Origin of the sequence: Sanguibacter sp. A247 (assembly GCF_052324925.1) — a bacterium.
In the GTDB taxonomy this organism is placed as follows: domain Bacteria; phylum Actinomycetota; class Actinomycetes; order Actinomycetales; family Cellulomonadaceae; genus Flavimobilis.
In genome coordinates, this window is record NZ_JBQPRE010000001.1 from 239,364 (window position 1) to 265,655 (window position 26,292).

Genomic DNA, 26,292 nt, shown 5'->3' on the forward strand with positions numbered 1-26,292 from the left:
CAACCTCGATTCTCGGCGGCGCCCCGAGCATCAGCCCTGGAGGTTCCCGAGGAGGCTCTCGAGCTCGGCCTCGACCTTCGCGAGCGCCTCGTTCGCCGCCTTCCCGGCGGCCGAGTCGTCCTTCTCCAGGCGCTCACGGGCCGCGTCGAGGTCAGCCTTCGCCTTGTCGAGCGCCTCGCGAGCGTCGGCGACCTTTGCCTCCGCGTCGCCCTTCGCGGACTGAGCCACCCCGAGCGCCGAGCGGGCCTGCTCGGCTGCACCCTGCGCCTCGCCGACCGCCTTCTCCGCGAGGCCTCGTGCCTCGCCGGTCAGACCCTCAAGACCCGCGCGGGCCTCGTCAGCCTTCGCGGCGAGCTCCTTGGCGCGTTGCGTGCCCGAGTCGATCATCTGCTTGAGCTGGTCGCCCGACGGTAACGTCACCGACCCGTCGTCGGAGCATCCGGCGAGCACGGACGCACCGAGCATCGCGGCGACGGCGAGAGCGGTGAGACGACGGGCGGTCATGGGTCCTCCGTGAAGTGTGGGGGCGTGACGGTCCCGAGCCTAGTCGGGGGCACCGACACTGGCGCAGAACGCCCGCGGAGATTCAGCGCACCTCGAGCCGGAGCCATGTGTTCCGGACGCGGACGGGGCAGGATGGTGCACATGAGCGTCGACCGCCCCGTCACCTATGCCCGCACGGGCCAGCGCTGCACGCCGCCCGCGCCGGGGGACGCGACCGTCGGGCTGCTGCTCCTCGTGCTGCCGCTGCTCGCGCTCGTCGTGTGGGTGAAGGACGAGGACTCGGAGCTGACGAAGGGGTGGCTGCTCGCGTTCGCCATCGTCTACGCAGCTGGCGTGACGATCGCACTGCGCGGGTTCACGTCCGACGCGTCGCCGCTGCGCATGGACCGGCGCTTCGTGCCGATGCGATTCCTCGTCCTTGCCGGCGTGTGGGCGGTCGGGCTGCCGTGGGGCGTCGCGATGCTGCTCGCGCCCGGGACGGCCGCGGCCCAGGAGGCCGCGACCCGAGGCGAGATTCTCGGGACGCCGACGCCCACCGCGACCGCGTCCGACGGGTCACTGCTGCCCGTCGAGCCGCCGTCGGACCTCGAGCTGTGGGTCGCGTCGGGCGGGACCGTCATGTACGGGCAGGTTGTCCTCATGCTCGCGTTCGCGGCGTTCGTCGTGCTCGTCGCGCTGTTCGTGCGGGCGCGTCGGGCGCAGCTCGCGCAGTTCCCGCGCATCCCACAGGACCCTCGCGCCGACGAGACAGAGATAGGCGCGCGTGCGGGGGACCGCGCGGGGGACACAGCCGGCGCACCCGCGGGTGGGCTGGACCTGGACCTGGACCCGGACCCGGACCCGGACCTGGACCCGGACCCGGATCGGGACCCGGATCGGGAACGGGATGGGGATCGGGACCGGGATGGGAACGGGGATCGGGACCGGGATCGGGATCGGGACGGGGATAGGGACCGGGGCCGGGATGGGGATCGTCGAGGATACGACGCATGACCGCCTCTCCCGACGGCGCCTCCCGCGCCCGCGCGGCCCTCGAAGCGGCCGGCCTCACCTTCACGATCACGACGCACGGGCGCGTGTCCTCGCTCGCGGAGGCCGCCGCGGCTCGCGGCGTGGAACCGTCGGGCATCGTCAAGACGCTCGTGGTGCGGCGGGGGGAGGGCGACTTCCTTCTCGTCCTCGTCCCCGGCGACCGGCAGATCTCCTGGCCCAAGCTGCGCGAGCTGCTCGGCGTCACGCGCATGTCGATGCCCGACGCCACGACGGCGTTCGAGGTCACCGGCTATGAACGCGGCACGATCACCCCGTTCGGCTCGACGACTGCCTGGCCCGTCGTCGCCGACACGCGGGTCGTCGGACAGGTGTCGATCGGCGCAGGTGCGCACGGCACAGCCGCGACCGTCGACGGGGCGGACCTCGTGCGCGTGCTCGCCGCGACCGTCGCGGACGTCACGGACCCCGCCTGACCGAGCCGGCGTGACCGAGCCGGCCTGAGCGAGCGGGTCTGAGCGAGCTGCTTGCGTCCAGGCACCCCTCGGGGGTGCCTCGGCGCAGTCTTCTCGTCTACGTCGGCGAGTACGTTGCGTGTCGGCACCTCCTGGGGGTGCATGGACGCAGCTAAGCGGGCGCGGACTTCGGCGCGGGCGGGGCTTCGTCCCTCGGCGCAGTTTCCTCGTCCACGTCTGCGAGTACGTTGCGTGTCGGCACCCCCTGGGGGTGCGTGGACGCAGCTAAGCGGGCGCGGCCTTCGGCGCAGACGTGGGCGCAGTCTTCTCGTCCACGCCTGCGAGTACGTTGCGTGTCGGCACCTCCTGGGGGTGCATGGACGCAGCTAAGCGGGCGCGGACTTCGGCGCAGCCCTCGGCGCGGCCTCCGGCGCGGGCGGGACCTCGTCCCTCGGCGCACGGCGCCGTCCGGAAATGTCTGTGGCTCGGGGTAGCGTGCGGCGCATGCGGATCCTCCACACCTCCGACTGGCACCTCGGGCGCACGCTGCACGGCGTCGACCTGCTCGGGCACCAGGCCGAGTTCCTCGACCACCTCGTCGGGGTCGTCCGTGAGCGTGAGGTTGACGCGGTCGTCGTCGCGGGTGACGTCTACGACCGCGCGATCCCGCCTGTCGAGGCCGTCCGCATGCTCTCCGACGTGCTGCGACGCCTCTCCGAGGTGACGCAGGTCGTCCTCACCCCCGGCAACCACGACTCCGCGACGCGCCTCGGCTTCGGGGCTGAGCTCATGCGCGACGGCCTCCACGTGCGCGCGTCGGTCGCGGACGTCGGTGCGCCCGTCGTCCTGCGTGACCGCGACGGCGGCGTGGGCGCGTACGTCTACGCACTGCCGTACCTCGACCCCGACGACGCTCGCCACCGGCTCGCCGAGCCCGGTGATGAGCCGCTCGCCCGGTCGCACGAGGCCGTGACGGCCGCCGCGACCGCCCGGGTGCGCGCAGACCTCGACGCGCGGCGCGCCGCCGATCCCGCGCGGGTTCCGGCCGTGCTCATCGCCCACACGTTCGTCGTCGGCGGCGAGGCGAGCGAGTCCGAGCGGGACATCCGCGTCGGCGGCGTCGACAACGTGCCCGCCGGGGTACTGCGTGGGGTGGACTACGTCGCGCTGGGGCACCTCCACGGCCCGCAGCGCGTCCCCGTTGCCGACGGGCCCGGCGGTACGCGCACCGTCGCTCGCTACTCAGGGTCGCCGCTCGCTTACTCCTTCTCCGAGAAGGACCACCGCAAGTCGACCGTCCTCGTCGAGCTCGGCTCCGACGGCGTCGTCGGCGAGCCCGTGCTCGTGCCCGCACCCGTGCCGCGCCGGCTCGCCGACGTGCGCGGCACGTTCGACGAGGTCACGGGCGCGCTCGGTGCGGCGCACGCCGCGGACTGGGTGCGTGTCACCGTCACCGACGCGCAGCGTCCCGAGCACCTCGTCGCGCGCGTCAAGGACGTCATGCCGCACGCGCTCGTCATCCTCCACGACCCGCCCGAGCGCGGCGCGGCCTCCGGCCCGCGCACCGTCACCGCCGCCTCCGACCCCTTCGACGTGTGCTGCGACTTCGTCGAACACGTCCGCGGCGGTGCGCCTGACGACGCCGAGCAGGCCGTCCTCCGGGACGCGCTCGAGGCCGCGCAGCGCACGGAGGTGAGCGCCTGATGCGCCTCCACACCCTCACGTTCCAGGCCGTCGGTCCCTACCCCGACCGCCACACGATCAACTTCGTGCGCCTCGGCGCGAGCGGTCTCTACCTGCTCGAAGGCCCGACGGGCGCCGGCAAGTCGACGATCATCGACGCGATCGTCTACGCGCTCTACGGCAAGGTCGCCGCCGACGCCGCGAGCGACGACCGGCTCCGCTCCACGCACGTCGGGCCTGGCACCGAGTCGTACGTCGACCTCGTCCTCGAGACCGGAGCAGGCCTCTATCGCGTGCGTCGCAGCCCCGCGTACGACCGTCCCAAGCAGCGCGGCAACGGCACGACGAGGCAGCAGGCGACCGCCAAGCTCTGGGAGCTGTCCACGACCGACCTCGATGCCCTCGACCTCGACCGCGACCTCGGCGACCAGACCCCGGGCACGTTCCTCTCCGGGCGCGCCGACGAGGTCGGCACCGAGATGACGCGGATCGTCGGGCTCACCCGTGAGCAGCTCGTCCAGACGATCGTTTTGCCGCAGGGCGAGTTTGCGAGCTTCCTCCGGGCCAGGCCCGAGGACCGCTCCACGCTCCTCCAGAAGGTCTTCGGAACCGAGATCTACCAGCGTGTCCAGAGCGGGCTCGTCGACGCCCGCAAGGCTGCGCTCGCCTCCCGCAAGGACTCTGACGCCCAGATCACCCTCGCCGTCGCAGCGTTCGCGAGCGGCCTCGACGAGGCTGCCGCCGCCGAGCTGCGCGCGCTCGCTGCCGCGCCCGACTCCTCCGAGGCGCTCCTCGCGCTCGTCGCCGCGCACCAGGCCCGCCTCGAGACCGAGCACGGCCTCGCGCTCGCCGCACGCGACACCGCCACGGCCACGCACACCGAACGCGAGGGGGTTGCCCGGCTCGCGCGATCCGCGCTCGCGCTCGTCACGCGGCGCGAGTCCGCTGCCAGGCGTCTCGCCGAGCTTGACGCGCGTGCTGAGCAGCAGGCCCACGACGTCGCGCGTCTTGCCGCTGCCCGACGAGCCGCGAGCGTCGTCGCCCGGCTCGACGACGTGGAGAAGACCACGACCGCGCACGCCGCTGCGACGCATGCGCACGACGACACCCTCACGAGCGCACGCGAGCACCCCGTCGTCGCCGCGCTCCTCACCGCCCCCGACGCTGACGCCGCAGTGCTGGCCGCCGCGCGTCGCACCGCTGCCACCAAGCTCGAGCATCTCGTCGAGCTCGAGGCAGGACTCACGGAGCGAGCAGCGACGCTTGAGACACGTGTCGTAGCGCTCGCGCGCCAGCGTGCGACCGCCGAAGCCGACGCCGCAGCGCTCGCCGCACGCCCCACCGAGCGCGCCGCGCTCGCTGAACGCCTCGGTGAGGCGCAGCAGGGCGCCGCGCTCGTCCCACAGCGCGAGGCCGACCACACCGCAGCGCTCGCCGCCCGACGCGCGGTCGACGCGCTCGCCGCCCATGACCAGCGCATCGCCGAGGCCGACACCGTCCTCGCCAACCGCCTCGCGGCCGCCAGAAGCTCCGTCGAGCGTGAAGCAGCGTTGCGCCTCGCACGGATCGACGGAATCGCGGGCGAGCTTGCGCGCGACCTCGTCGACGGCACGCCGTGCGTCGTGTGCGGGGCGACCGACCATCCCGCCCCCGCACCGCGCGGGGACGACCACGTCTCGCCCGAACAGGTCGAAGCCGCAGCTGACGCCCGGGTCGCAGCCGAGGCGCAGGCCCAGGAGGCGCGCGACGCACGCTCCGCACTCGACGCCGAGCGTGCGACGCTCGTCGAACGCACCGGCGGGCTCACCGCCGTCGACGCGGACGGTGCCGTCGACGCGGCGGCCGCGGCGCTCGCCGCCGCGACCGTCGCCGCGCGCGACGTCGAGACCCTCACTCGGCAGATCGCCGACCACGACGTCACAACCAACGCCCTGCGCACCACGGTCGACGCCGAACGCGACGCCGCGAACACCGCCGAGGCCGCGATCGAGGCCGATCGAGCCAACCTCGTCGCCGACACGGACAAGGTCGCCGCGGCATGCGCTGAGCATGCCGCACCGGACGCAGAACCACCGACGCTTGCCGCCGTTCATGACGACCTCGTCGATCAGGAGGAGCATCTCGCAGCGGTCGCCGCCGCCCGATCCGCTGCAGAGCTCGCCGCCGGAGCGCTCGATGCCGCTCGGATCGCGCTCGCGACCGCGCTCGCCGAGGCCGAGCTCGGCGACGCCGACGAAGCCCGGGCCGCTGTCCTCGACCGCACATCGGTCCAGGCCCTCGAGTCGTCGACCACGCTCTACGACCAGCAGGTCGCCGCGGAACGCGCGGCACTCGCCGAGCCCGAGATCGCAGCGCTCCCCGCCGAGGTCGACACCGCCACCGCAACCGCAACGCTCGCGGCCGCCGAGGCCGCTCTCGACGAGACCCGCGCACGACGCGACGCAGCCGTCGCCGCCGCCGCCACCGCGGACGGCGCACACACCCGCGCCCGCAGCGGCGTCGCCGACGTCGTCGCGGCCGTCACCGTCGCCGCAGGCACCCACGCATCGACGGCCCCCATCATCCGCATGGCCAACCTCGCCGACGCGTCGACGTCCGACAACGCCGCGGCACTCACCCTCTCGACGTACGTCCTCGCGCGCCGCTTCGACGAGGTGCTCGACGCCGCCAACGATCGGCTCCGCCAGATGTCCTCCGGCCGCTACGAGCTGCGCCGCTCCGACGCTAAGGAGAAGGGTGGAGGGCGCAGGCTCGGCCTCGCGCTGCGCGTGCGCGACCACAAGACTGAGGACGACCGCGAACCCACCACGCTCTCGGGCGGTGAGACGTTCTACGTGTCGCTGTGCCTCGCGCTCGGCCTCGCCGATGTGGTCACCGCCGAGGCCGGCGGCATCGACCTCGGCACGCTCTTCGTCGACGAAGGCTTCGGATCCCTCGACCCGGACACGCTCGAGCTCGTCATGACCGAGCTCAGCCACCTCCAGGCCGGCGGACGCACCGTGGGCGTCGTCTCTCACGTCGACGCGATGAAGCAGGCGATCGCGGACCGCATCTCCGTGACGCGTCGCCCCGACGGCTCCTCGACCCTCGACGTCATCGCAGGAGGCTGACGGTGAGCACCCCTCCGGAGCGCAACCTGCGCATCTTGTGGTTCGTCGGCGCAAGCGGCTCGGGAAAGTCCGACGCGTCGTACTGGACGTACTCGACGCTCCTCGAACGCGGCATACACGCTGCCCGTATCGACACTGACGACCTCGGCATGTGCCGGCCCGCGCCCGCCGACGACAGCGCCAACTTCCGCGTCAAGGCCGCCGGCCTCGCCGCGATGATCGGCGTCTACCGCGCTCACGGAGCCGATGCCGTCGTCGTCTCAGGGTGCGTCAGCACCGGCGCGCAGGCTGCGCTCCACACCGACCTCGTGCCCGGTGCCGACTGGACGATCGTCCGCCTCCACGTCGACGCCGCAACGCGACGCGAACGCCTCGCCGCCCGCGAGCGAGCTCGACAACGAGACGACGCATGGATCGACGCGATGTACGCGAGCTCCCTTCGCGACGACGACGAGCTCGACGCAGCAGGCCAGGGGACTGCCCCCTTCTACGACCACCGTATCGACGTCACACACCTTGACCGCGCCGCCGTCGCGACGCACGTCCTCGCCGTCACCGGGTGGCCGGGCGACCCGGTGATGGCGGTAGCGCCCACTCGCCAACGACCCGAGTCGTACGACCGGGCCCGGCGGTCAACCTCCGGGTGGACGCCACCCCCGCGACCAACGCCCTAACCTCCCCGCATGAGAGTCTTCCGCCGTTGTGTCGCGGTCTTCGTCGTCGCACTCGTCGCCGTCGTCGTCGTCGCCGTCACCATGAAGTCCACGACAGCGGGCTCGACCGACCCCACCGGCGAACCGACCGCGCAGACCGCGCAGACCGCAGCCAACGGTCGCCTCCCGCAGGACGACCTCGCCCTCATCTGCGAGGGTCACGCCCTGCGTCGCGATGCCGCTACCGCCTTCGAGTCCCTGCGGAGCGCCGCCGCAGACGCGGGCGTGACCTGGACCATCAACTCCGCCTACCGCGACTACGACACGCAGCTGCAGATGGTCGAGAAGTACGGCCTCCTCGCCGACGGTGGCCGCGCCGCCCCACCCGGTGAGTCCGACCACGGCCTCGGCCTCAGCGTCGACCTCACGCTCGACTGGGACGAGGTCGAATGGATGCGCGCGCACGCAGCGGCTCACGGGTTCGTCGAGACCATCGCGGACGAACCCTGGCACTGGACCTACCGGCCCTGAAAGCCGTCCGGTCAGCGTGCCGTCCGGTCAGCGTGCCGTCCGGTCAACGGGCCGCGCGTGCGAGCGTGCGCGGCGGGTGCGGTGCCGTGAGCAGAGAGAACAGGTCGTCGGGGCGTCTGCCGGCGCTGGCTGCAGCGACGATGTGCGCCCACGGCGGCGCACCGCGATGGTGGCGCAGGTAGAACGCGAACAGCTCGGCGGTCGCCAACGTGTCACCGAGCGCCGAGTGCGCATGAGTGTTGACGATGCCCGCCTGCTCGCAGCAGATCGCAAGCGTCCGCTTCGGCCCGGGAAGGTAGTCGGGCGCGAGCCGCTGCGTGCACAGCGTCCCGCCGAGCGTGAACGGCTCGTTCACCGCCTCGAGCTCCGCGGTGAGGAAGCGGAGGTCGAAGTCGATGTTGTGCCCGACGACGACGTGCCCGGCGAGCAGGCCCGTCACGTGCGAGGCGACCTCGCTGAACTCGGGCGCGCCCGCCACGTCGGCTGCCGTGATGCCGTGCACGTGCGTCGCACCCACGCTCCGGCGCGGATTGAGGAGCGTCTCCCACGTGTCGACCACGTCCCCGCTGTCGTCCAGACGGACGACGGCGATCTCGAGCACGCGGTCCCCGGTGCGGGGCGAGAATCCAGTGGTCTCGGTGTCGATCACGGCGTAGGGCACGGCCCGATCCTGCCACGAACGGCCTTGCCGGTGGCGGAGCCGCGCGTGCCGCGCGTGCCGCGCGTGCCGCGCGTGCCGCGCGGGTGGTGGCCGCGTCAGCCGTCGGCCCGGAACACCTCGACGCCCCGCACCCACGTCGCCACGACGCGCGCGGCCCCGATCTCCTCAACGCCACCGGCAAAGATGTTGCGATCGATGATCGCGAGGTCGGCGAGCAGACCCGGCGTCACGGTGCCAGACTCGTCCTCGCGATGGTTCGCGACCGCCGAGCCGTACGTGTACATGCGCACCGCATCGGCGAGTGTCAGGGCCTCAGCCGGGTAGAGCGCCGCACGGTCCTCACCGAACAGGCGCCGCGTCACGGCCGTGTGGATGCCCTGGAGCGGGTCAGCGGTCGACACCGGCCAGTCCGAGCCGCCCGCGAGCTGTGCGCCCGCGGCGGCGAACGACGCGAACGGGTACTGCCACGCGGAGCGCTCCTCACCGAGGAACGGCATCGTCAGCTCGGTCTGCACGTCCTCGCAGTTCGCCCACAAGGGCTGCGCCGAGACGACCATGCCGAGGGGCGCGACGCGCGCGCGATCGTCGGGGTGGACGACCTGGACGTGCGAGAGGATCGGCCGGACGTCCCGCCCGGACCCGTCGGGATGGGGTGCGGCGTCGAGCGTCGCTCGCGCGTGCTCAACCGCGTCGATGCACTCGCGCACCCCGCGGTCACCGATCGCGTGGAAGTGAGGCTGGAAGCCCTCGGCCATGAGGGCCGTGACGAGCCGGTCGAGCTCGGCAACCGGGTGGTAGGAGTCCCCGCAGTTGTTCGACACCGTGCCGTCGACGTCGAGGTAGGGGTCGAGCATCGCCGCGGTGAGCGACCCGTCGACGACCCCGTCTTGCATGATCTTCACGCTCGTCGGACGGAACCGGGACGAGCCCTCGCCGCGCGCACGCGCGCGGTCCTCGACGTCCCGCCGACGCTCGACGAGCTCGGCCACCTGCTCAGACCCGCGCTCGTGCTCCCAGCGCAGCGCGCCGACGACGGTCGCGACGAGCGTGCCCTGCGCGGCGGCGAGCTCGTACACCTCCTGCTCGGCCGGCCGGACCGACGCGTCCTGCCAGGCGGTGATGCCCTGGGACAGGAGCGTGCGCTGCCCCGAGAGCAGGTGGGTGAGCCGGTCGGCGAGCGGTGCGTCGGGCACGTGCTTCTCGACGAGGCCCGTCGCCCACTCGATGAGCACGCCGGTGGCCTGCCCGTCGGCGTCGCGCTGCACGTACCCGCCGGGCGGGTCGGCGGGCGGGCGGCCCGTGCCGTCGTCGTTGAGGCCCGTGAGCTCGATCGCGCGCGTGTTCACCCACGAGGCGTGGCCATCCGAGCGGTGGAGGAACGCGGGACGGTCAGGTACGAGCGCGTCGAGCTGCTCGCGCGTCGGGAATCCGCCCTCGAAGTGGTCGGCCTGCCAGCCCCACCCGGTCACCCACTCGAGCTCGGGGTGCTCGGTCGCCCACGTGCCGATCGCGGCGAGCGTGCTCGCGAGGTCAGGCTGCCCGAGGACGTTGAGCCGTGCGTCCATTCCGGCCGCGAGGATCGGGTGAACGTGTGTGTCCTGGAATCCGGGCACGACGAGCCGTCCCGTGACGTCGACGATGCGCGTGTGCGGGCCGGCGAGTGCGCGCAGCTCAGCGTCGGGGCCGACGGCCGTGATGCGCTCGCCCGTGAGTGCGACGGCGGCGGCGACGGGAGCGTCGACCCCGGGCGTCGCGGCGAAGACGTGCCCGCCGACGAGGACGACGTCGGGGGCGGGCTGGCTGGTCATGTGCTGCTCCGGTCGTGCTCGGCTGGGAGGGGTTCCCCGAACGGTACCCGGCCCCGGCCCGGCCCGCCCGCGCCGGGCCCGCGCGGGCCCGGCGGGGCCTTGGATAGCGGATCTGCACAGCTGAGATGTGCCGATCGGCTATCGAGGGCCTGGTGAGGAGCTGCTGGGGGACTATTGGGTGGGAGGGGGCGGGGCGGTGGGGGATCCCGGGACCGCCGCGAGGAGCGCGCGCGTGTAGGGGTGCGCGGGCTCGGCGAGCACCTGCGACGTCGCCCCTGACTCGACCACATGCCCCGCGCGCATGACGTAGACCCGGTCGGTCACCTGCTGCATGACCGTGAGGTCGTGGGAGATGAAGAGGATCGTCAGTCCGAGACTCCGGCGCAGCTCGCTCAGCAGGTCGAGGATCTGCCCCTGGACCGACACGTCGAGCGCCGAGACGGACTCGTCGCACACGAGCAGCCGCGGCTCGGGCGCGAGGGCGCGCGCGATCGCGACACGCTGCCGCTCACCGCCCGAGAGCCGGGCGGGGAGGCGTCGTGCGTACGAGGTCGGCAAGCCGACCATCGTGAGGAGGTCGTCGACCGTCCGCGACCGCGGCCCCACCGCCAGCGCCTCGTCGAGCATCGCACCGATCGTCAATGCTGGGTTGAGCGCGGAGTACGGGTCCTGGAAGACGATCTGGACGTCGCGAGGGTCGCGTCCGGTCCCGTGCGGCGCCCGTGAACGCCGCCCGACGGCGCCCTTGCGCCCACCATCCGAGCCCGGGGCGGAGCCCGTGCCGGAGCCCAAGCCCAAGCCCGTGTCCGAGCCCATGCCCGTGTCCGAGCCGGAGCCCGTGCCCGTGCCCGAGCCGGAGCCCGTGCCGGAGCCCGTGCCGGAGCCTAAGCCCGTGTCCGTGCCGAAGCCGGAGCCCGCGCCCGCGCGACCAGCGTCGGCCCGCACCTCGTGCTCCGCGTCCGCGAACCGCACGACCCCGGCGTCCGCAGTTTCGAGCCCGACGATGATCCGGGCGACTGTCGTCTTGCCCGACCCGGACTCGCCGACGATTCCGACGCACTCGCCAGGTGTGACGTCGAGTGAGACGTCGGCAACGGCTGGCCCGGCTGCCCCATGGAACGTCTTGCGCAGGCCTGAGACCTGCAACAACGCACCCGAGGCGGGTGCGGCTCCGGCGCGCACGCGGCCCACGGCTGCCTCGTGCAGCTGCCGCGTGTATGGGTGCCGTGGGTGGGTGAAAACCTCGTCAGCGGTACCGTGCTCGACGATCTCGCCCGCGCGCATGACGGCGATGTCGTCGCAGCGCTCGCGGGCGAGCGCAAGGTCGTGCGTGATGAGGACGACGGTCATGCCGCGTGCGGCCTGGATGCGACCGAGCAGGTCGAGAATTTCGCGCTGCGTCGTGACGTCGAGCGCTGTCGTGGGCTCGTCGGCGAGAAGCACGTCGGGGTCGGCGGCGAGCGCCGCGGCAAGTGCGACGCGTTGCCGCATGCCGCCTGAGAGCTCGTGCGGGTACTGCTGCCCGACGTGTGCGGGCAGCCCGACCTCTGCAAGACGTCGCGTGATCTCGGCCGCGTGATCGGCGCGGGCCGTGCGCGACCAGCGCCGTGAGTGCTCCGTGCGGCGCCCGGCAAGGATCTGCGCGCCGCAGCGGCGCATGGGGTCGAGCGAGGTGAAGGGATCTTGCAGCACGAGGACGATGCGGCGTCCGCGGACTCGCGACCAGGCGCGGGGGCTGCCGTTGAGCGCGAGGCGCGTCCCGTCGAGCTCGTACGTTCCTGTGGCGGTGACGCCCGCGGGCAGGAGTCCCGTGAGGGACCGCACGAGCATCGTCTTGCCGGATCCTGACTCGCCGACGATGCCCAGGGTGCGGCCGCGCGGCACCGTGAGCGAAACTCCGTGCACGATCTCTCGGTCGTGCGCACCTGAGCGCGCAGTGATGCGCAGGTCGGTGAGGGTGAGGGCCGCGTCGGTCATGCGTCCTCCCCTTGGTCGAGGCGTTCGGAGAGATGGTCGCCGACGATGTTGACGGCCGTCGCCACGAGGATGATGGCGAGCCCCGGGATGACCGACGCCGCCGGATTTGTGTAGAGCAGATCGCGACCGTCGGACAGCTGCAGGCCCCAGTCGGCTGCGCCCGGGCTGACGCCGAGCCCTAGGTACGTGAGGCCGGACATCGACACGAGCGCGTAGGCGATGTTGAGGAACATCGTCGTGAGCACGAGGGGTCGCACGTTCGGCAGGATGTGGCGCATCATCACGCGCCAGGGCGAGAGGCCGAGCACGCGCGTCGACTCGATGTAGGGCCGGTGGGCGTGCTGCAGCACTGCGCCGCGGATGATGCGGATGTCGCTCGGCGAGAAGAGGACGACGAGCACTGCCACCGTGATCCAGTAGCCCCCACCGATGACGCCTGCGACGACGATGGCGAGCAGGAGCGCGGGCATGGCGAGGGTGAGGTCGACGTAGCGGGACACGACGGCGTCGATCCAGCCGCCGCGGTAGCCGGCGAGCGAACCGAGGATGATGCCGAGGAGCATCGAACCGAGCGCGACGACGACTGGCCCGACGACCGCGGACTGCGCGCCTGCGAGGGTGAGTGCGAGGACGTCGCGCCCGAGGTTGTCCGTTCCGAGGGGGTGCCCGGGGGTTCCCGCGGGGGTCGTGCCGAGCAGGATGTCCTGGTCGAGGGCGTGGGGCGCGAACGGAACGATGACGAGGGCGGCGACGCCGAGGAGCAGCAGCGCCGACACCGTGACGGAACCGGGGACGCGCCGCAGCGCTCGGATCGCGCGTGCGAGGCGGGTGCGCACGCGCGATTCGGTGGGTGTGCGGTGGGCCGTCGGGGTGCGTCCGGTCGTGGTCATGAGCGGCCTCCCGCGGCGTCGTCGGGCGCGGTTGTGTGCGGTCCGTGCGGGGTCGTCCCGGCTGGGTGCGTCGCCGTCGCGGCGCCGTCCGTCCCCCCGGGCAGCGGGCGACGGCTGCGTCCGTGCCCGACGGTTGCCCGACGCACGCGCGGGTCGGCGATCGCGGTGTAGAGGTCGACGAGGGCTGTCGTCACGCCGATCGTGGCGGCGACGAGCAGCGTGATCGCTTGGACGACGGCGACGTCCTTGTACGTGATCGAGTCGGCGAGCAGAACGCCGAGCCCGGGCAGCGCGAAGACGTTCTCGACGAGCACTGAACCGCCGACGAGACCGGCGACGACGAGACCGGCGCTCGTGACGACGGGGACGGATGCGTTACGCAGGTACATGCGTCGCACGGTGCGCTCAGGGACGCCGCGTGAGCGGGCGAAGGTCACGTAGTCCTGCTCGAGCTCGCGGGCCACGGCGGTCCGCGTCACCTTGACGACCATGGCGCCCGTGCCGAGTGCGAGTGCGACCGCGGGGAGCGCGAGGTGTCGCAGCCGGTCGAGCCCGGGCTCGCCCGTCCCGTACAGCGGGAACCAGCCGAGCATGACGGCGAAGACGTAGAGGAGCAGCAGGCCGACGGCGAATCCGGGGGCGGAGACGCCGATGACGGCGGAGCCGACGATGACGCGGTCGGTGAGCGAGCCGGTGCGCTGGGCTGCGCGGATGCCGAGGGGGACGCCGATGCCGATCGCGAGGAGCGCTGCGATGCCTGCGGTGAGGAGCGTGAGGCCGAGCCGGTCGCCGAGGACGGTCGTGATGTCGGTCCCCGTGCGGGCCGAGACACCGAGGTCGCCGCGCACGACCCCGCCGAGCCAGTGGACGTACTGCGCGAAGAACGGCTCGTCGAGGTGGTAGCGAGCGCGGATCGCGGCGACGGCTTCGGGGGTCGCGGGACGGGGTCCGAGAAGGTTCTTCACGAGGTTGCCCGGTGCGATGTGGAGCAGCGAGAACACGATGAAGGACAGCGCGACCAGCAGTGCGGTCAGCGCTGCGAGGCGACGCAGCAAGAAGCGGACGACGGGCACGGTGGCGGTTCTCGGCTCCTGAGGAGTGGCGGGCTGTGGCCGCGCGGGGTTGTGGCGTAGCCGGGGTGTGACACGGGGGTGGCCCGCGAGTGCGGCCCACCCCCATTGTGCGTGACGTTGCGGTGAGACGGCCCCGTCAGGCGGTGGGAACGACGCGAGTCGGCCAGGGCGTCTGGAAGAAGTACTGCGAGAAGCCGTCCGTAGCGACGCGTGAACCGATGGCCGTGGTCGAAGTGCCCCAGTAGACGGGTGCAAAGAGCTGCTGCTCGAGCGCGAGCTTCGAGGCCTCGGTCACCTTGGCGAGGCGGTCGGCGGGCGTCGCGGCGACTGCGGCCTCGGCCTGCAGGCCGGTGATCGCCTCGTTCTTGAAGCCCTCCGGATTGAACTCGCCCAGGAGCCAGTCGGTCGGCCAGTCGGTCGGGACGGGCGGCGTGTAGCTCATCCACTGGATGCCCTCGCCGTTGCCGAACGAGTTCGACCATTCGCTCACGGGGATCTGCTTGACCTCGAGCGTGATGCCGATCTGCTTGAGCTGCTCGGCGATCGCGAGCGAGGCGCGCCCGAGGGCGGGCATCGAGTCAGGGTAGGCAATCGTCGTCTCGAAGCCTGAGGGGACGGACGACGTGGCGAGCGCGGCGCGGGCAGCATCGAGGTCGAATGCGGCAACGGGCAGCTCGGCGACGGCAGCCTTGGCCGCCTCGGGGCTCGTGCCCACGGCGAGCTGGCCGGGGGCGGTGATGCCGGTGGCGGGGGTCGCCTTGCCCTTGAGGAGCCCGGTCGTGATGGAGTCGCGGTCGATCGCGTGGGCGATGGCCTGACGCACTCCGAGCTCGTCGAACGGCTTCGTCGCGGGGTTGAACATGAGGCCCTGCCACGAGTTGTCGTCGACGGTCTCGAGGCGCGCGCCCTCAACCTTGGACCACTGGTCGGCCTGGTCGACGGGGACGTTGAACGCGATGTCGAGCGAGCCCTCCTGGAAGGCGAGCAGGCGCGTGTTGTCATCGGTGATGAAGTCGAGACGCACGGTGGCGGCGCGGCCCTTCGTGCCCCAGTACTTCTCGTTGCGCTGGGCGCTCACGTGCGAGCCGGGGACGAACTCGGTGATCGTGTACGGGCCGGTTCCCACGAGAAGGTCGGCCGGGGAGCCGATCGTCTGTGCGCTCTCGAGCCACTTCTTGGGAGCGATGAACAGGCCGGCGGCGGCCGAGGGGGTCCACGCGAAGGTTGCCGACGGCGTCTCCAGGGTGATCGTCACCTCGCGCTCGCCCGTCGCCTCGACCGACTTCACTGCTGGCCAGTAGTAGGCGGTCGACGGTGCCTTCTCGGCGTCGCGGTAGTGGTTGATCGATGCGACGACGTCGTCGGTCGTCACGGGTGTGCCGTCGGAGAACGTCGCCTCGCGGAGCGTGTAGACGAAGGTCTGGTTGTCGGTCGTCGTCCAGCCCTCGGCGAGCGCGGGGACGATGGCGCCGGAGTCGTCGATCCCGACGAGTCCTTCCTGCGCGAGGACGGCGATCGTGTAGGCGACCATGAGGCCGGAGTTGGCGACGTCGAGGGTCTCAGCGCTCGCGGCGAGGCCGACGGTGAGCTGGTCGAGCTCCTTGGTCGGGTCGGTCGCGACCGCGGAGGGCGCGGTCGAGGTGCCCGGGGCGGGGGTCGAGGGTGCGCACGCGGCGAGGGCCAGGGTGAGGCCGAGCGCGAGCGTCGTCGCGAGGGCGCCGCGGGTGCGGCGGCGGGTGATGGACATCGAGGTACCGAGTCCTTTCGTGACGGTCAGGGTGTCCCTGCTCCGGGTGGTGGCGTGGTGCGCGTCGGGTAGTCGTCGCGTCGTGCGGCGCGGGGTTGGGCCCGTGCGTCGGCGGAAAGATAACGCTCGTTGGACGACACCCACAATCCTCACTGGAATAGTCCAGAAGGCGGACGGTGGTGTGCATCACGGTGTCGTGCCGGACGTGAACTCTAGTGCCGCGCGACCCCCGGCGTCACCGTGATCTCGGCGACGTCGCACGCGTCCAGCGCGCGCTCGAGAGCGCCGCGTTCGTGCGGCGCGAGCGCAAGGCCGTAGGCCGTGCGCACACGGACGCGCAGCACCGCGTAGTGACAGCGGAACGGCTGATGCGGGGGCAGCCAGGTCGCGGCATCCTGCGCGCCCTTGTCCTCGTTCGTCGGGCCGTCGACCGCAAGGAGGTTGGCCGGATCGTTCGCGAGCCTTAGCCGCTGCGGGTCGTCCCACGCCCACGCGCCTGTGCGCCACGCGTCGGCGAGTGCGACGACGTGGTCGACCTGCACGCGTGCGCTCGTCGTCGGCCCTCGACGGAACGGCAGGGTGTGGCCGGTGTATCGGTCGACGAGCACCCCGGTGAGGACGGTGCAGCCGTCGGCGTCGGTCCGCGGGTCGGTGAGGTCGCGCGCGAGGATGTCGTCGCGCGTTCCGCACCCGTTGCCGTCGACGTCCGCCCAGGGAGTTCCGAAGCGGCTGCGTTCGTACGGCTCGGCAGGTTCGGCTGTGAGCTCGGGCAGGGCGCCGAGGGCCGCGCGGGCGGAGGCAAGCTCGTCACTCGTCACGGGGTAGGTGAGGTCGGGTGCGCGCCACGGCGCCGACGCCCACCACGCGAGCGCAACCAGAAGTACGACGAGCACGACGAGCATGGCGAGAGGACCGCGGAGGGACGGGCGACCGCCGCGAAGCAGCGCCTGGCTGCGCACGCCACGGCGCACGCCGCGACGCATGCCGTTGCGCGCGCCACGGCGTTCGCCGCGGGCGGGCGTCGGACGTCGGTCGGGGGCGTGGAGCACGGGCTGAGCCAACCGCGGTCGCGGTGCGAGCGCGAGGCGGTCGCCGCTCTCCGTGGAGAGCGCGGCGCCCGGGCCCGTTGTGGGCAGGTGCGCCGGCCTGGCCGGCGGCCGCCCGCGGCAGCCCCGCGGCGGCCCCCGCGGCAGCCCCCGCGGCGGAGCCGACCGCGTGCACCGCGGTGCGGCAGCCCGCGTGTGTGAGCGGGACGGGTGCTCAGTGCCGGTGGCGCAAGCAGGGCGCCCACGCGCCCGCGAGGATGAGCCCGGCGATGGACACGCCCAGCGCGATCGCCCACTCGGCGCGCACAAGGCAGCCGAGAACGACGACGACGTGGGTGGCGAGCATCGCGATCGCCGCCCACGCGAGGGGGCGCGAGGGCGCGCCCCGTCGGGCCCGGTGCCTGATGATCGCGACGGCCATCGCCAGTGCGGCCCCGACGAGTGCGAGCAGCGCGACGATGACGAAGGTGCGGCTGAGGGCCTGGGCGCCGGGGGCGGCCCCGTATCCGGCGTCGTGCATGGTCCGGTAGGACAGGACGGAGACCCCGACGAGGCCGGCGATGACTTCAAGACCGAGGACGGTCACGGCGACCCACGCGACGGGCCGTGCGAGTTGCGCGCCGGCAGGCGGACGGACGTAGACCTCGCTCATGTGCGGCCCCCCTCGCCGGCTCGTGCCGACTCCGCACTGTCCGTGAGCGGGCGGCCGTGCGCTGAGCGCACGTAGCGATCCTCTCGCTTCCGGACAGAAAGATCACGGGGCCGAAGGTCCCTGTTCGTATCGTGGGACGTGTGCGCGTCACTCTCGCTGCCGCGCGAGCCCGCGACCCCGCGCGCCCCAGCAACGGCCTCCTACCAGCGATTCATTGCCTGTTCGGCCCACCCTTCGAGGCCGTCGACCCGCACCCGCTCCCCCTGGGCCGTCGCAACCCATCCCTCCCACACCCCGAAACACTGGGTGGTATCACCCGCGAGGATCCCGAGGTTCGTCACCGCGTGCCGTGCATGGAACGGCGTGAACGTGACGTCGAGCCGCGACCCGCGCACGCGCCACGGCCGCAACCAGTCCTCGTCGTCGTACTCCCAGACGACCTCCTCGGAGATCTTGTCGACGACGCCGTCGAGAATGAGCGCGTTCTCCGTCGAGCCTGAGCCCACGGTCCACCGGCCCCCGAGCTGCAGCCCGGTCCGCACGCCATCGACGACGCCCGACCCGGCCGCCCAGTTCCACGTGCGTGAGTACGGCCAGCGGCCACGACCGTGGTCGAGCACAGCCCACGCTCCCTCGCCGACGTCGACCGTCTCCCCGTCGACCGTGAGCGTGCCGACCAGCGGAATCGCCAGATCCTTGACGGTGTACTGGTAGCGGCCGCGCCCGAACGGCACGACGACGCCCATCGACTCCCAGCCCGGGCCGCGGACCGCGCGGACGTCGAGCTCGACGCGCGAGGTCCGCGCCCGCAGGCGCGTCGTCCGCCCCGGCCGCACCGCACCCGGCGGGAGGGCGAGCCCGGACGCGGTGACGTCGTCGGCTGGGCTGCCCGCGACCTCGTCGATCGCGAGATGGAAGCCTCGTCCGTTGCCGCGTGCGGGCCCTCGGCCGAGCGACTCGGGCAGGCGCGTGCCGCGCCCGAACGGACTGATGACAGACGCGTCGACCTCCTCGAGCGTGCGCCGGTCGAGCACGTAGAGCTGGTGGACCGCTGCGTAGTCGAGGTTCGAGATCGTCAGGCCGACGACGTGCGTCGGCGTCATGAGACCCCAGTACTCCCACCGTTTGTTGCGCCCCCAGAAGCCTGGGCCGGACGGCAGCGTCGTGTCGTGCAACGGTGTGCGGCTCCACCCGTGAGCGTCTGGGTTGAGGTGGCCGTCGGGGCCGACGAGGCGGACGGGCGCGGTGATCTCACGTTCGACGTAGGGCACGGTCTCTCCTTCGCGGCGGGGCCTCCTCGCCCCAGGTCCCAGCATCCTTGCACCTCACGGTGCGGGCGGTTGCCCGGTGCGTGCCGGGCGACGACGCTGCGAAGTGCGGCGACCCGCACTTGCGCGTACGGACGCGGGGAGCGGACGGCTTGTCACGATAGAGGTATGCCCGACGCCCCCCGCAGCCCCGCACCTGCCGCAGACGACCCGGCGCCCCGCCGCACCGAGCCGACCGCGCGCGACATCCGCCGCTGGCGCCACCACCTTGCCGACGAGCTCGCCGAGGCGGCGATCTACCGCGACTTGGCGGCCGCCCGCACCGGGTCGGAGCGTGAGATCCTCCTCGAGCTTGCCGAGGCTGAGGGCCGGCACGCTGAGCACTGGCGCACCCTGCTGGGTGCGGAACGCTCGGCGTCGGTCCGTCGGTCGCCGTACTCGAAGGTGCTCGGGCTGGGCGCCCGCCGGTTCGGGTCGGTGTTCACGCTCGCGCTCGCCCAGCACGCCGAGTCACGCTCGGCCTACGAGGTCGACACGGACGCGACCCCGCAGATGGCGGCCGACGAGCGCATCCACGAGGAGGTCGTGCGGTCGCTCGCGACGCGCGGGCGCATCGAGATGTCAGGCAACTTCCGCGCCGCTGTCTTCGGGCTCAACGACGGCCTCGTCTCGAACCTTGCCCTCATCCTCGGCATCGGCGCGACGGGCGTCGGCACGGGCACCGTCCTCGCGACCGGTGTGGCGGGCCTGCTCGCAGGTGCCATGTCGATGGGTGCGGGCGAGTTCGTGTCCGTGCGCTCGCAGGTCGAGCTTGCGCGGGCGTCGCATCCGTCGCCGCACGCGCACGACGCGCTCGCGCACCTCGACGTCGAGGCGAACGAGCTCTCGCTCGTCTACCGGGCGCGTGGCCTCGACCCGGCGGCGGCCGACGCCAAGGCGCGGCGAACGCTCGCGCTCGTCGCGCGCGCCGACGCTGCGGAGCGGCGTGCGACCGTGCCGGACGACGCCGCCGACATGGTCGACGTCGGGCTCGCTGCTGATGCGGCGGCCGTCGAGGCCGCGCTCGCGGAGTCGGCGAGCGAGCACGTCGAGGTCGTCGGCCCTGACGCGGAGCTGCTCGGAAGTGCCTGGGGCGCCGCGATCTCGAGCTTCTGCCTCTTTGCGGGCGGTGCGCTCGTCCCGCTCCTGCCCTTCCTCATTGGCATGTCGGGCGGTGCGGCGATGATCGTTGCTGCCGTGCTCGTCGGGCTCGTCCTGCTGGTCACGGGCGCCACTGTCGGTGTCCTGTCGGGGGCGTCGCCGTGGACGCGTGCCGTTCGGCAGATCGCCATCGGCTACGGCGCGGCGGCGGTCACCTATCTGCTGGGTCTCGCGTTCGGTACGACGCTCGGGTAGGTCCGAGGCGTCGACATGTCTGGATGGGGGCTGACGCGCAGGAGGAAATTCTTGGTGTGGATAACCCCCATTGTCAGCGTGACTCCGCTAGGTTGACGCTGATCCACGACAGGAGACCTCATGGCTTGGCATCCCGACCCGACCGGACGCGCCGCATGGCGCCTCGAGGACGACAACGGCTGGACCCCGTGGCTCTCCGACGGTTCCCAGACGTGGCACGATCCGCGGCCCATGCACCGTCCGCTCGGGCCTGGCGATGCCCTCGCCCTCGCGTTCGTCACGGACGTCTTCCTTCCTGAGGCTCACGCGGCCGGTGCGCTTGATCCCGCACGCGCTGACGCGCTCACGGCCGTCGTCGAGACCCTCCGGGCCGAGGTCGGCGGGCAGGCGCCCGCTGGTGCGGCCGCGGCGGTCGGTCCCGGGGTCGTGCAGACCCCTGTTGCTGCGCCCGGGGCACCCGAGGTGGCGTTCGCAGCCCCACCCTCTGTCGTTCCCAGCCCCGCCATCTCCGGCCCAGCAGTCTCCAGCCCAGCAGTCTCGAGCCCTGCGGTTCCGAGCCCTGCTCCCCAGCCCCTTGCGACGTCCACGCCGGGCGCGATCACGCTCTCGCGGGTGCCGGCAGCGGAGCGTCGGACACCCCAGGCGTACCCACCGCTCGGGCCGCCGCCGGCCCGCACCCCGCGCCCCGTCCCGGCGTGGCGCCGCGCTGTTGCGGCGTCGATCGCCGCGCACGGCCTCACGTACCTCGGCGTCGTGCTGCTCTTCGTCGGCGTCTTCGGCCTGGTCGCGTTCGCGTTCGGCGACGTGCGTCCGTCGCTGCGCCCTGTCGCGGAGCTTGCGGCCGCCGCGGTTCCGTTCATCGCGGCGTGGCAGCTGAGGCGTGGGGGCGCGACGGATGTCGCGCGTGCGCTTGAGGTTCTCGGCGGACTCCTGCTGCCGCTGCTCGTCATCACGTCGCTCGTCGACGGCTTCCAGGTTCCGCCTGACCCGCGTGGTGGCGCGCTCGTCGTCGCGCTCACCGTGGTGCCGCTGGCCTGCGCGGGCGGCTATCTCGTGGCTGACCGGCGTCGTCGGGGGACCGCTCTGCGACACGCTGTCGTGCCCTCCCTCGTTCTCGCCGCCGCGATGGCGACGATCGGCGTCGGTCGTCCGCTGCCCACGGGGCAGGACGTCGCGGAGCCGAGCGTGTGGCAGGCGGGGGCGATGGCGCTCGCTCTCGCGCTCCTCGCGGTCGTCGCGCGTGTGCGTGGCGTGGCGATCGGCCCGTCGGGTCCTGCGACCCTCGTCGTCGTCACCATGCTCGCGGCGCTCGCGCGGGCCGCGAGCGACCCGCAGGCGGGGCTCGTCCTCGCGACGGGTGCGGCGCTCGTCGTCGCGCTCGCCGCGATGCGGCCCGCGTTGCCGCCCATGCTGCCCGACGTCGCCGCGCCCCTCGCCTGGGCAGCGACGGTGCTCGCGGCGGGCGGGACGGACGGCCTGCTCGGCGAACCGGGCGCCCTGGGTGTGGTGGCCGCAGCCGGATTCCTCGTGCTCGCTGAAGAAGCAGGCCGACGTGGTCGCCCGACCGTGTCGCTCGCCATCCCCGTCGTCGGGTTGGGCGCGTCGACCCTCACGACACTCGTGGAGCCGTGGGCCGCCACTGCGGTCTTCGCCGCCGTCACCGCGTGGGCACTCCTGCGCAGGACTCGTCCGTTCGCCGGTACGCATCAGCTGTTCGACATCGTCGGTGGCGCGGCGCCCGCGCTGGGTCTCATCGCGCTCGGTTTCGCCACGCGCCCGACGATCGCGCTCGGCGCCGCTGTTGTCGCGCTCGCGGTGGCTCTGGTGCCGGAGCGCGAGGGCTACTGGCGGACGTGGCGTCGCGTGGGCACGCTGCTCGTCGTGCTCGGCGCCGTGGTGGTGCACGCCTGGGCGAACAACAGCCCTGGCGCGACATCGGCCGACGTCTGGAGCGTCGTTGCGGGGCTCGTCGTGCTCGGAGTGCTCGTCGCGTACGGCCCGTTCGTCCCGCTGGCGCGCCTGTGGGGAGCGTCCGCGCTGCTCACCTGGGCGTGGCTGACCGCCGCGGCGCTCCTCGGCCTGCCGATCGTCGTGCTGGCGGGCGTGCTCGCGCTCGTCGGCCTCGCGTTCGTCGCGTCGAACTGGACCGTCGGTGCGGACGGGGCTGGGCATGCGCTCGGCGTCGGCGCCCTCGCCCTGGTCGTTGCACGAGATCCCGCCATGAGCTGGGAAGAACGCGCCAGCGACCCGACCCTCGCCTGGGCATACGCCCTCGTCCTGGTTGCTGCGACAGCGGCTCTCGCCGTGTCGGCGGTGCGCCTCGACCGCCGCGAGTCGGCAATAGTGCTCGCTCCGGCTCCGACCCCGGCTCCGGCCACGTCTGCGGCTCTGCCGCCAGCTCCCGTGGCCGCACGCCGAGCCCCCACGCCCCTCGCCGCGCCGCGACTCCTGTGGCTGCTCGTCACCGCAGGCGTACCCGTCTCGATGCTTGCCGTCCTCGACGCGGCCTACGCCTCGGCCGGTGCCGTCATGCCCGGCTGGTGGCCGCTCGCGATCCTCGCGTCGTGGGCGCTCGTCATCGCTGCCGCGACGCACCTCATCCCGGCCTCCGAGTCCAGCACGAGCGGAGAAGCTGAGGCCCCCGCCCGACGCCCCATGCTCGGCATCGCCTTGATCGCCCCTCGCGCGGCCGCACTCGTCGCGATGGCTGCGGTCGTCCAGCGGCTTGCTGTCGGCGACACCGGATGGAACGCGCCCGACGTCACCGACCTGGTCCTCGAGGCCGTCGCGATCGCGGCGCTCGTCCTCGTCCCCGTCCTGCTGCCCGTGGAGCGGCGCCCGCGGGTGGTCGTCAACCTCGCGTGGGCCGCGGTGCCGTTCGTCGTCCTCGACGTCGCGGTCGCGTCCTCCGCGTGGCTGCGCGGCCACATGCCCGAGACCGTCTCGTTCGTCGCGGCCGCTGTGGGCGCGCTCTACGTCATGGGAGCGGCTGCGGTCGCGTCCCGCGAGGTATGGCAGGCGGTGCACCGCGTGCGTGCGCCCTACGTCTACGGGCACGTGCTGCTCGTCGTCGCCGCCCTGCTCGCTCCGTCCGGAGGCGCAGCCTCGAGCGGCGTGCGCGATGCCGCGCTGGGCGCCGTCCTCGGTGCGACCGTGCTCGGAGCCGTCGCCCTGACCCTGCTCGCATCCGGTGTGCGCTGCCGCACGCCGTGGTCGCTCGCGCTCGGCATCGTCGCGGCGTGGGCCGCGCTCCTGCGCGCATGGCCCGGACTCGTCGACGACCACCCGTGGGTGGCGCTGCTCGCCGTGACGCTCCTCGTGGCTGGAGCCGAGGCGCTCCACCGGCTGCATCGCTTCCACCCGCGCTGGTCGATCGCGATCCTCGCCTCGGCCTCACCGATCGCTCTCACGGCGCTCGACGGCGAGCTGGCCACCCACCTCGCGACGGGCGTGCTCGCCGGCGCGGTCGCCATTGTCGTCGCCCGTCGAGGCCGGCCCAGGTCCGCCGACGCCATCGCCGCCGCAGCCGTGCTCGTCGTCTCCCTCGCCCTCGACGCAGGGACCTGGGCGATCGTCGCCGCGACAGGTCTCGTCACGCTCACGGCCACCGGCCTCGCACTCGTGCGACGCGATCCTGGGCGGGCACTCATCGGTGCCGCGGGTGCGTTCGCCACGTGGGGAGCACTCATCGCCGCGACCGAACCGCACGCGCAGCAGGCGGCCGGGCTCTCGCTCGTCACCGGAGCCGCCATCGCACTCGTCGCGGCGAGCGCGCGCGTCTTCGCGCGATCGTTCTGGCCGACCGCCAAGGACCGGGCGCATCTCGCACTCGCGTGGTGGAGCACAGGACTTGCCATCGCTGTCGTCGGCGGGATCATCACCCTCGCCGTCTTCCGGGTCGACTGGCCGATCGTCGGCGGAGCCGCGCTCGTCGTCGCGGCACTCATTGCCGGGGCGCTCGCCTGGCGTGACCGGCGCGCGGTCGATGCCGCCGCCGTCGTCGGCGCGCTCACGACGCTCGCCGCCGGCACGGCAGCGAACCTCGGCCCGACGGCGCAGGTCGCCGTTCACGCCGCGGCGGCCGCGCTCACAGCGGTCGCGGCCGTCATCGTCGTCGTCACCGTGCGCGGCCCCGCCCGGCCGGTGGTCGCACTCCTCTCCCGTGCCCTCGCCGTCTACTCCGCCGCGGCGATCATCCTCGCCGCGTTCGCGGCGGTCTACGGGACCGCCACCCAGGCCGCGGACCCGCTGGGTTCCTTCGACCTCGACACCTCGCTCCCGTACGCGATCATCCTGGCGACGGCGGCCGTCCAGGTCGCGGCATGGGGCCTCGGCAAGAACGCGCTCCCGGGCCAGATCCTCAGCCCGATCCTGGCGACAGGTGCGTGGCTCGTCGTCGCACCGCACCTGACGACGGGCGCAGCCTGGTCGACCGTCCCCGTCGGTCTCGCGCTGCTCATGGTCGCTAGCCTGCTCCGCGCGGAGCGCCGCCGCCGGGTGGGGGCACTGCCGGGCGCATCGTCCCGGGTCGAGCCAGGCGGGGCTCCCGCGCCTGGTTCGCCCACCGTCCGGTCGACCGACCCCGCCCTCGACATGATCCTGGGGGCCGAGGCCGCGACCGAGCTCCTCGGCGTCGCCTTCCTCGTGGGCGCGTTCGTCGTTCGGGCGGTCGACGAGTCGGTCGCCTGGGCGCTCGCGGTCCTCGTCATCGGTGCGGCCATCGCCGTCTGGGGCCTCACGTCCAAGGTGCGCCGCCGTGTCATGACCGGTGCAGCGCTCGTCCTGGTCGCAGCAGTCCTGCTCGTCGGCGTGCCGCTCGTCGCACTGCTCCCCGGCTGGGGGTCAGCCGGGGCATGGCTCGTCGTCGCCGGGCTGGGCGCGATCGCCGTGCTGGGCGCGACCGTCATGGAGAGGAGCCGCTCGGCGGTCACCGGCATGTGGCGGCGCCTCGGCGACGACACCGAAGGGTGGGAGTAGGCCGGCAGGGCAGAGAGCAGGCGGGCGGAACGCAGAACAGGCGGGCACGGTCGAGAGCAGGGCCCGGGCTACGCCCGCGCCAGCTCGTGCCGCGCGAGCAGGAACGTCGGGTCCTCACGCAGCAGGGGCACGATGACCTCGATGTACCCGCGTGCTTCGACGAGCGTCGCCGCACCCGCGCCGACCACCCCGTCGCGCTGCATGCCCGCGGCCCGCAGCGGCGCCGCCGCACGGTCGAAGTGACGATCCCAGCCCCACAGGTGCAGGCGCCCGCGCACGACGACCTCGTGGCCGTCGGGCATCACCACGACCCCGTTGGTCGGCTCGTCCTGGAGGTGATGCGGGACGCCCGCACGCTCCTCGGCCCCGTGCAGGGACGTCGAGCTCTCGTGCGTCACCCCACCGAGCAGCAGCACCCGGCCCCTCCCGTCCGCCAGCAGGCCATACGGGCTCGAGGCGTCACACGGCGTGACCGAGCGCGCATGCCCTGCGGTCAGCTCGCGCGACCGAGCGCCGATCGCGACGACCGAGTGCGTCGGATGCGCCGACCGCACCGCGCCCGGCCAGAGTCGGGCGGCCTCGGGAATCGCACCCGTCCACCCGGGGGCGGTCGCGAGGTCCAGCCGTGGCGGATGAGCGGGACCGTGCTCGGCCGTCGCGGTGATCGTCGGGAACAGAACCGTCCCGTCCGGACCCACCGCGTCGATGAGCGCGGCGACGACCGTCGTGGCGCCGCCGTCGACGTACCCGAGGCCACGCAGCGAGGAGTGCACGAGCACGTCGTCGCCCGGTCCGACGCCAAGCGTCCGCAGGGCGTCGACGAGATCCGTGCGCGTGAGAGGTGAGGGCATCATCGTCCTTCCGTCGCCGTC

General features: G+C 73.0%; 19 protein-coding genes. 8 read left to right on the forward strand and 11 right to left on the reverse strand.

All coding sequences use genetic code 11. The annotated features are described in order from the left end of the window. Positions 1–30: 30 nt before the first annotated feature. The gene (locus ACTVCO_RS01040) at positions 31–504 is read right to left on the reverse strand and encodes a hypothetical protein (protein WP_443726530.1); all 474 of its coding nucleotides are present in this window, start codon (positions 502–504) and stop codon (positions 31–33) included. A gap of 141 nt (positions 505–645) precedes the next feature. On the opposite strand from ACTVCO_RS01040, the gene ACTVCO_RS01045 reads away from it, so the two are divergent. The 6 genes from ACTVCO_RS01045 to ACTVCO_RS01070 all read left to right on the forward strand — a co-directional run bounded on the left by ACTVCO_RS01045 (position 646) and on the right by ACTVCO_RS01070 (position 7,926). Next, a complete protein-coding gene (locus tag ACTVCO_RS01045; protein WP_443726531.1) occupies positions 646–1,497 on the forward strand; it encodes a hypothetical protein in 852 nt (283 codons plus the stop codon). Beyond that, positions 1,494–1,970: an aminoacyl-tRNA deacylase gene (locus ACTVCO_RS01050; RefSeq protein ID WP_443726532.1), complete on the forward strand. Its 477-nt coding sequence runs from the start codon at positions 1,494–1,496 to the stop codon at positions 1,968–1,970. The genes ACTVCO_RS01045 and ACTVCO_RS01050 overlap by 4 nt, the downstream gene beginning before the upstream one ends. 483 nt (positions 1,971–2,453) lie before the next feature. After that, the gene (locus ACTVCO_RS01055) at positions 2,454–3,653 is read left to right on the forward strand and encodes an exonuclease SbcCD subunit D (RefSeq protein ID WP_443726533.1); all 1,200 of its coding nucleotides are present in this window, start codon (positions 2,454–2,456) and stop codon (positions 3,651–3,653) included. Next, the gene (locus tag ACTVCO_RS01060; RefSeq protein ID WP_443726534.1) at positions 3,653–6,742 is read left to right on the forward strand and encodes an AAA family ATPase; all 3,090 of its coding nucleotides are present in this window, start codon (positions 3,653–3,655) and stop codon (positions 6,740–6,742) included. Before ACTVCO_RS01055 ends, ACTVCO_RS01060 begins: the two co-directional genes overlap by 1 nt. A gap of 2 nt (positions 6,743–6,744) precedes the next feature. After that, positions 6,745–7,416 (forward strand): AAA family ATPase, encoded by a 672-nt coding sequence (locus ACTVCO_RS01065; protein WP_443726535.1) that lies wholly within the window; start codon positions 6,745–6,747, stop codon positions 7,414–7,416. 9 nt (positions 7,417–7,425) lie between these two features. Continuing rightward, the gene (locus tag ACTVCO_RS01070; RefSeq protein WP_443726536.1) at positions 7,426–7,926 is read left to right on the forward strand and encodes a M15 family metallopeptidase; all 501 of its coding nucleotides are present in this window, start codon (positions 7,426–7,428) and stop codon (positions 7,924–7,926) included. Between the two features lie 43 nt (positions 7,927–7,969). On the opposite strand, the gene ACTVCO_RS01075 is transcribed toward ACTVCO_RS01070, so the two are convergent. The 9 genes from ACTVCO_RS01075 to ACTVCO_RS01115 form a co-directional block, all read right to left on the reverse strand. Beyond that, on the reverse strand, positions 7,970–8,587 hold the full coding sequence (locus tag ACTVCO_RS01075; RefSeq protein WP_443726537.1) for a 3'-5' exonuclease: 618 nt from the start codon (positions 8,585–8,587) through the stop codon (positions 7,970–7,972). A gap of 95 nt (positions 8,588–8,682) precedes the next feature. Then, entirely contained in the window at positions 8,683–10,395 is a 1,713-nt protein-coding gene (locus tag ACTVCO_RS01080; RefSeq protein ID WP_443726538.1) for an amidohydrolase, read from the reverse strand. Positions 10,396–10,566: 171 nt separating this feature from the next. After that, entirely contained in the window at positions 10,567–12,372 is a 1,806-nt protein-coding gene (locus ACTVCO_RS01085) for an ATP-binding cassette domain-containing protein (RefSeq protein WP_443726539.1), read from the reverse strand. After that, a complete protein-coding gene (locus tag ACTVCO_RS01090; protein ID WP_443726540.1) occupies positions 12,369–13,262 on the reverse strand; it encodes an ABC transporter permease in 894 nt (297 codons plus the stop codon). The genes ACTVCO_RS01085 and ACTVCO_RS01090 overlap by 4 nt, the downstream gene beginning before the upstream one ends. Further along, positions 13,259–14,335, reverse strand: coding sequence for an ABC transporter permease (locus ACTVCO_RS01095; protein WP_443726541.1), 1,077 nt, complete (start codon positions 14,333–14,335; stop codon positions 13,259–13,261). Before ACTVCO_RS01095 ends, ACTVCO_RS01090 begins: the two co-directional genes overlap by 4 nt. A 136-nt stretch (positions 14,336–14,471) precedes the next feature. Continuing rightward, a complete protein-coding gene (locus tag ACTVCO_RS01100; protein ID WP_443726542.1) occupies positions 14,472–16,082 on the reverse strand; it encodes an ABC transporter substrate-binding protein in 1,611 nt (536 codons plus the stop codon). Positions 16,083–16,294: 212 nt separating this feature from the next. Continuing rightward, entirely contained in the window at positions 16,295–17,131 is an 837-nt protein-coding gene (locus tag ACTVCO_RS01105; protein WP_443726543.1) for an HNH endonuclease family protein, read from the reverse strand. A gap of 211 nt (positions 17,132–17,342) precedes the next feature. Next, the gene (locus ACTVCO_RS01110; protein ID WP_443726544.1) at positions 17,343–17,780 is read right to left on the reverse strand and encodes a hypothetical protein; all 438 of its coding nucleotides are present in this window, start codon (positions 17,778–17,780) and stop codon (positions 17,343–17,345) included. A gap of 200 nt (positions 17,781–17,980) precedes the next feature. Beyond that, positions 17,981–19,051, reverse strand: coding sequence for a DUF2804 domain-containing protein (locus ACTVCO_RS01115; protein ID WP_443726545.1), 1,071 nt, complete (start codon positions 19,049–19,051; stop codon positions 17,981–17,983). Between the two features lie 165 nt (positions 19,052–19,216). Between ACTVCO_RS01115 and ACTVCO_RS01120 the strand changes: the two genes are divergently transcribed. Together ACTVCO_RS01120 and ACTVCO_RS01125 are read left to right on the forward strand one after the other, a co-directional pair. Beyond that, a complete protein-coding gene (locus tag ACTVCO_RS01120) occupies positions 19,217–20,443 on the forward strand; it encodes a VIT1/CCC1 transporter family protein (protein WP_443726546.1) in 1,227 nt (408 codons plus the stop codon). Positions 20,444–20,563: 120 nt separating this feature from the next. Then, entirely contained in the window at positions 20,564–25,420 is a 4,857-nt protein-coding gene (locus ACTVCO_RS01125; protein ID WP_443726547.1) for a hypothetical protein, read from the forward strand. Positions 25,421–25,488: 68 nt separating this feature from the next. On the opposite strand, the gene ACTVCO_RS01130 is transcribed toward ACTVCO_RS01125, so the two are convergent. After that, positions 25,489–26,274: an aminoglycoside N(3)-acetyltransferase gene (locus ACTVCO_RS01130; protein WP_443726548.1), complete on the reverse strand. Its 786-nt coding sequence runs from the start codon at positions 26,272–26,274 to the stop codon at positions 25,489–25,491. Positions 26,275–26,292: the final 18 nt, after the last annotated feature.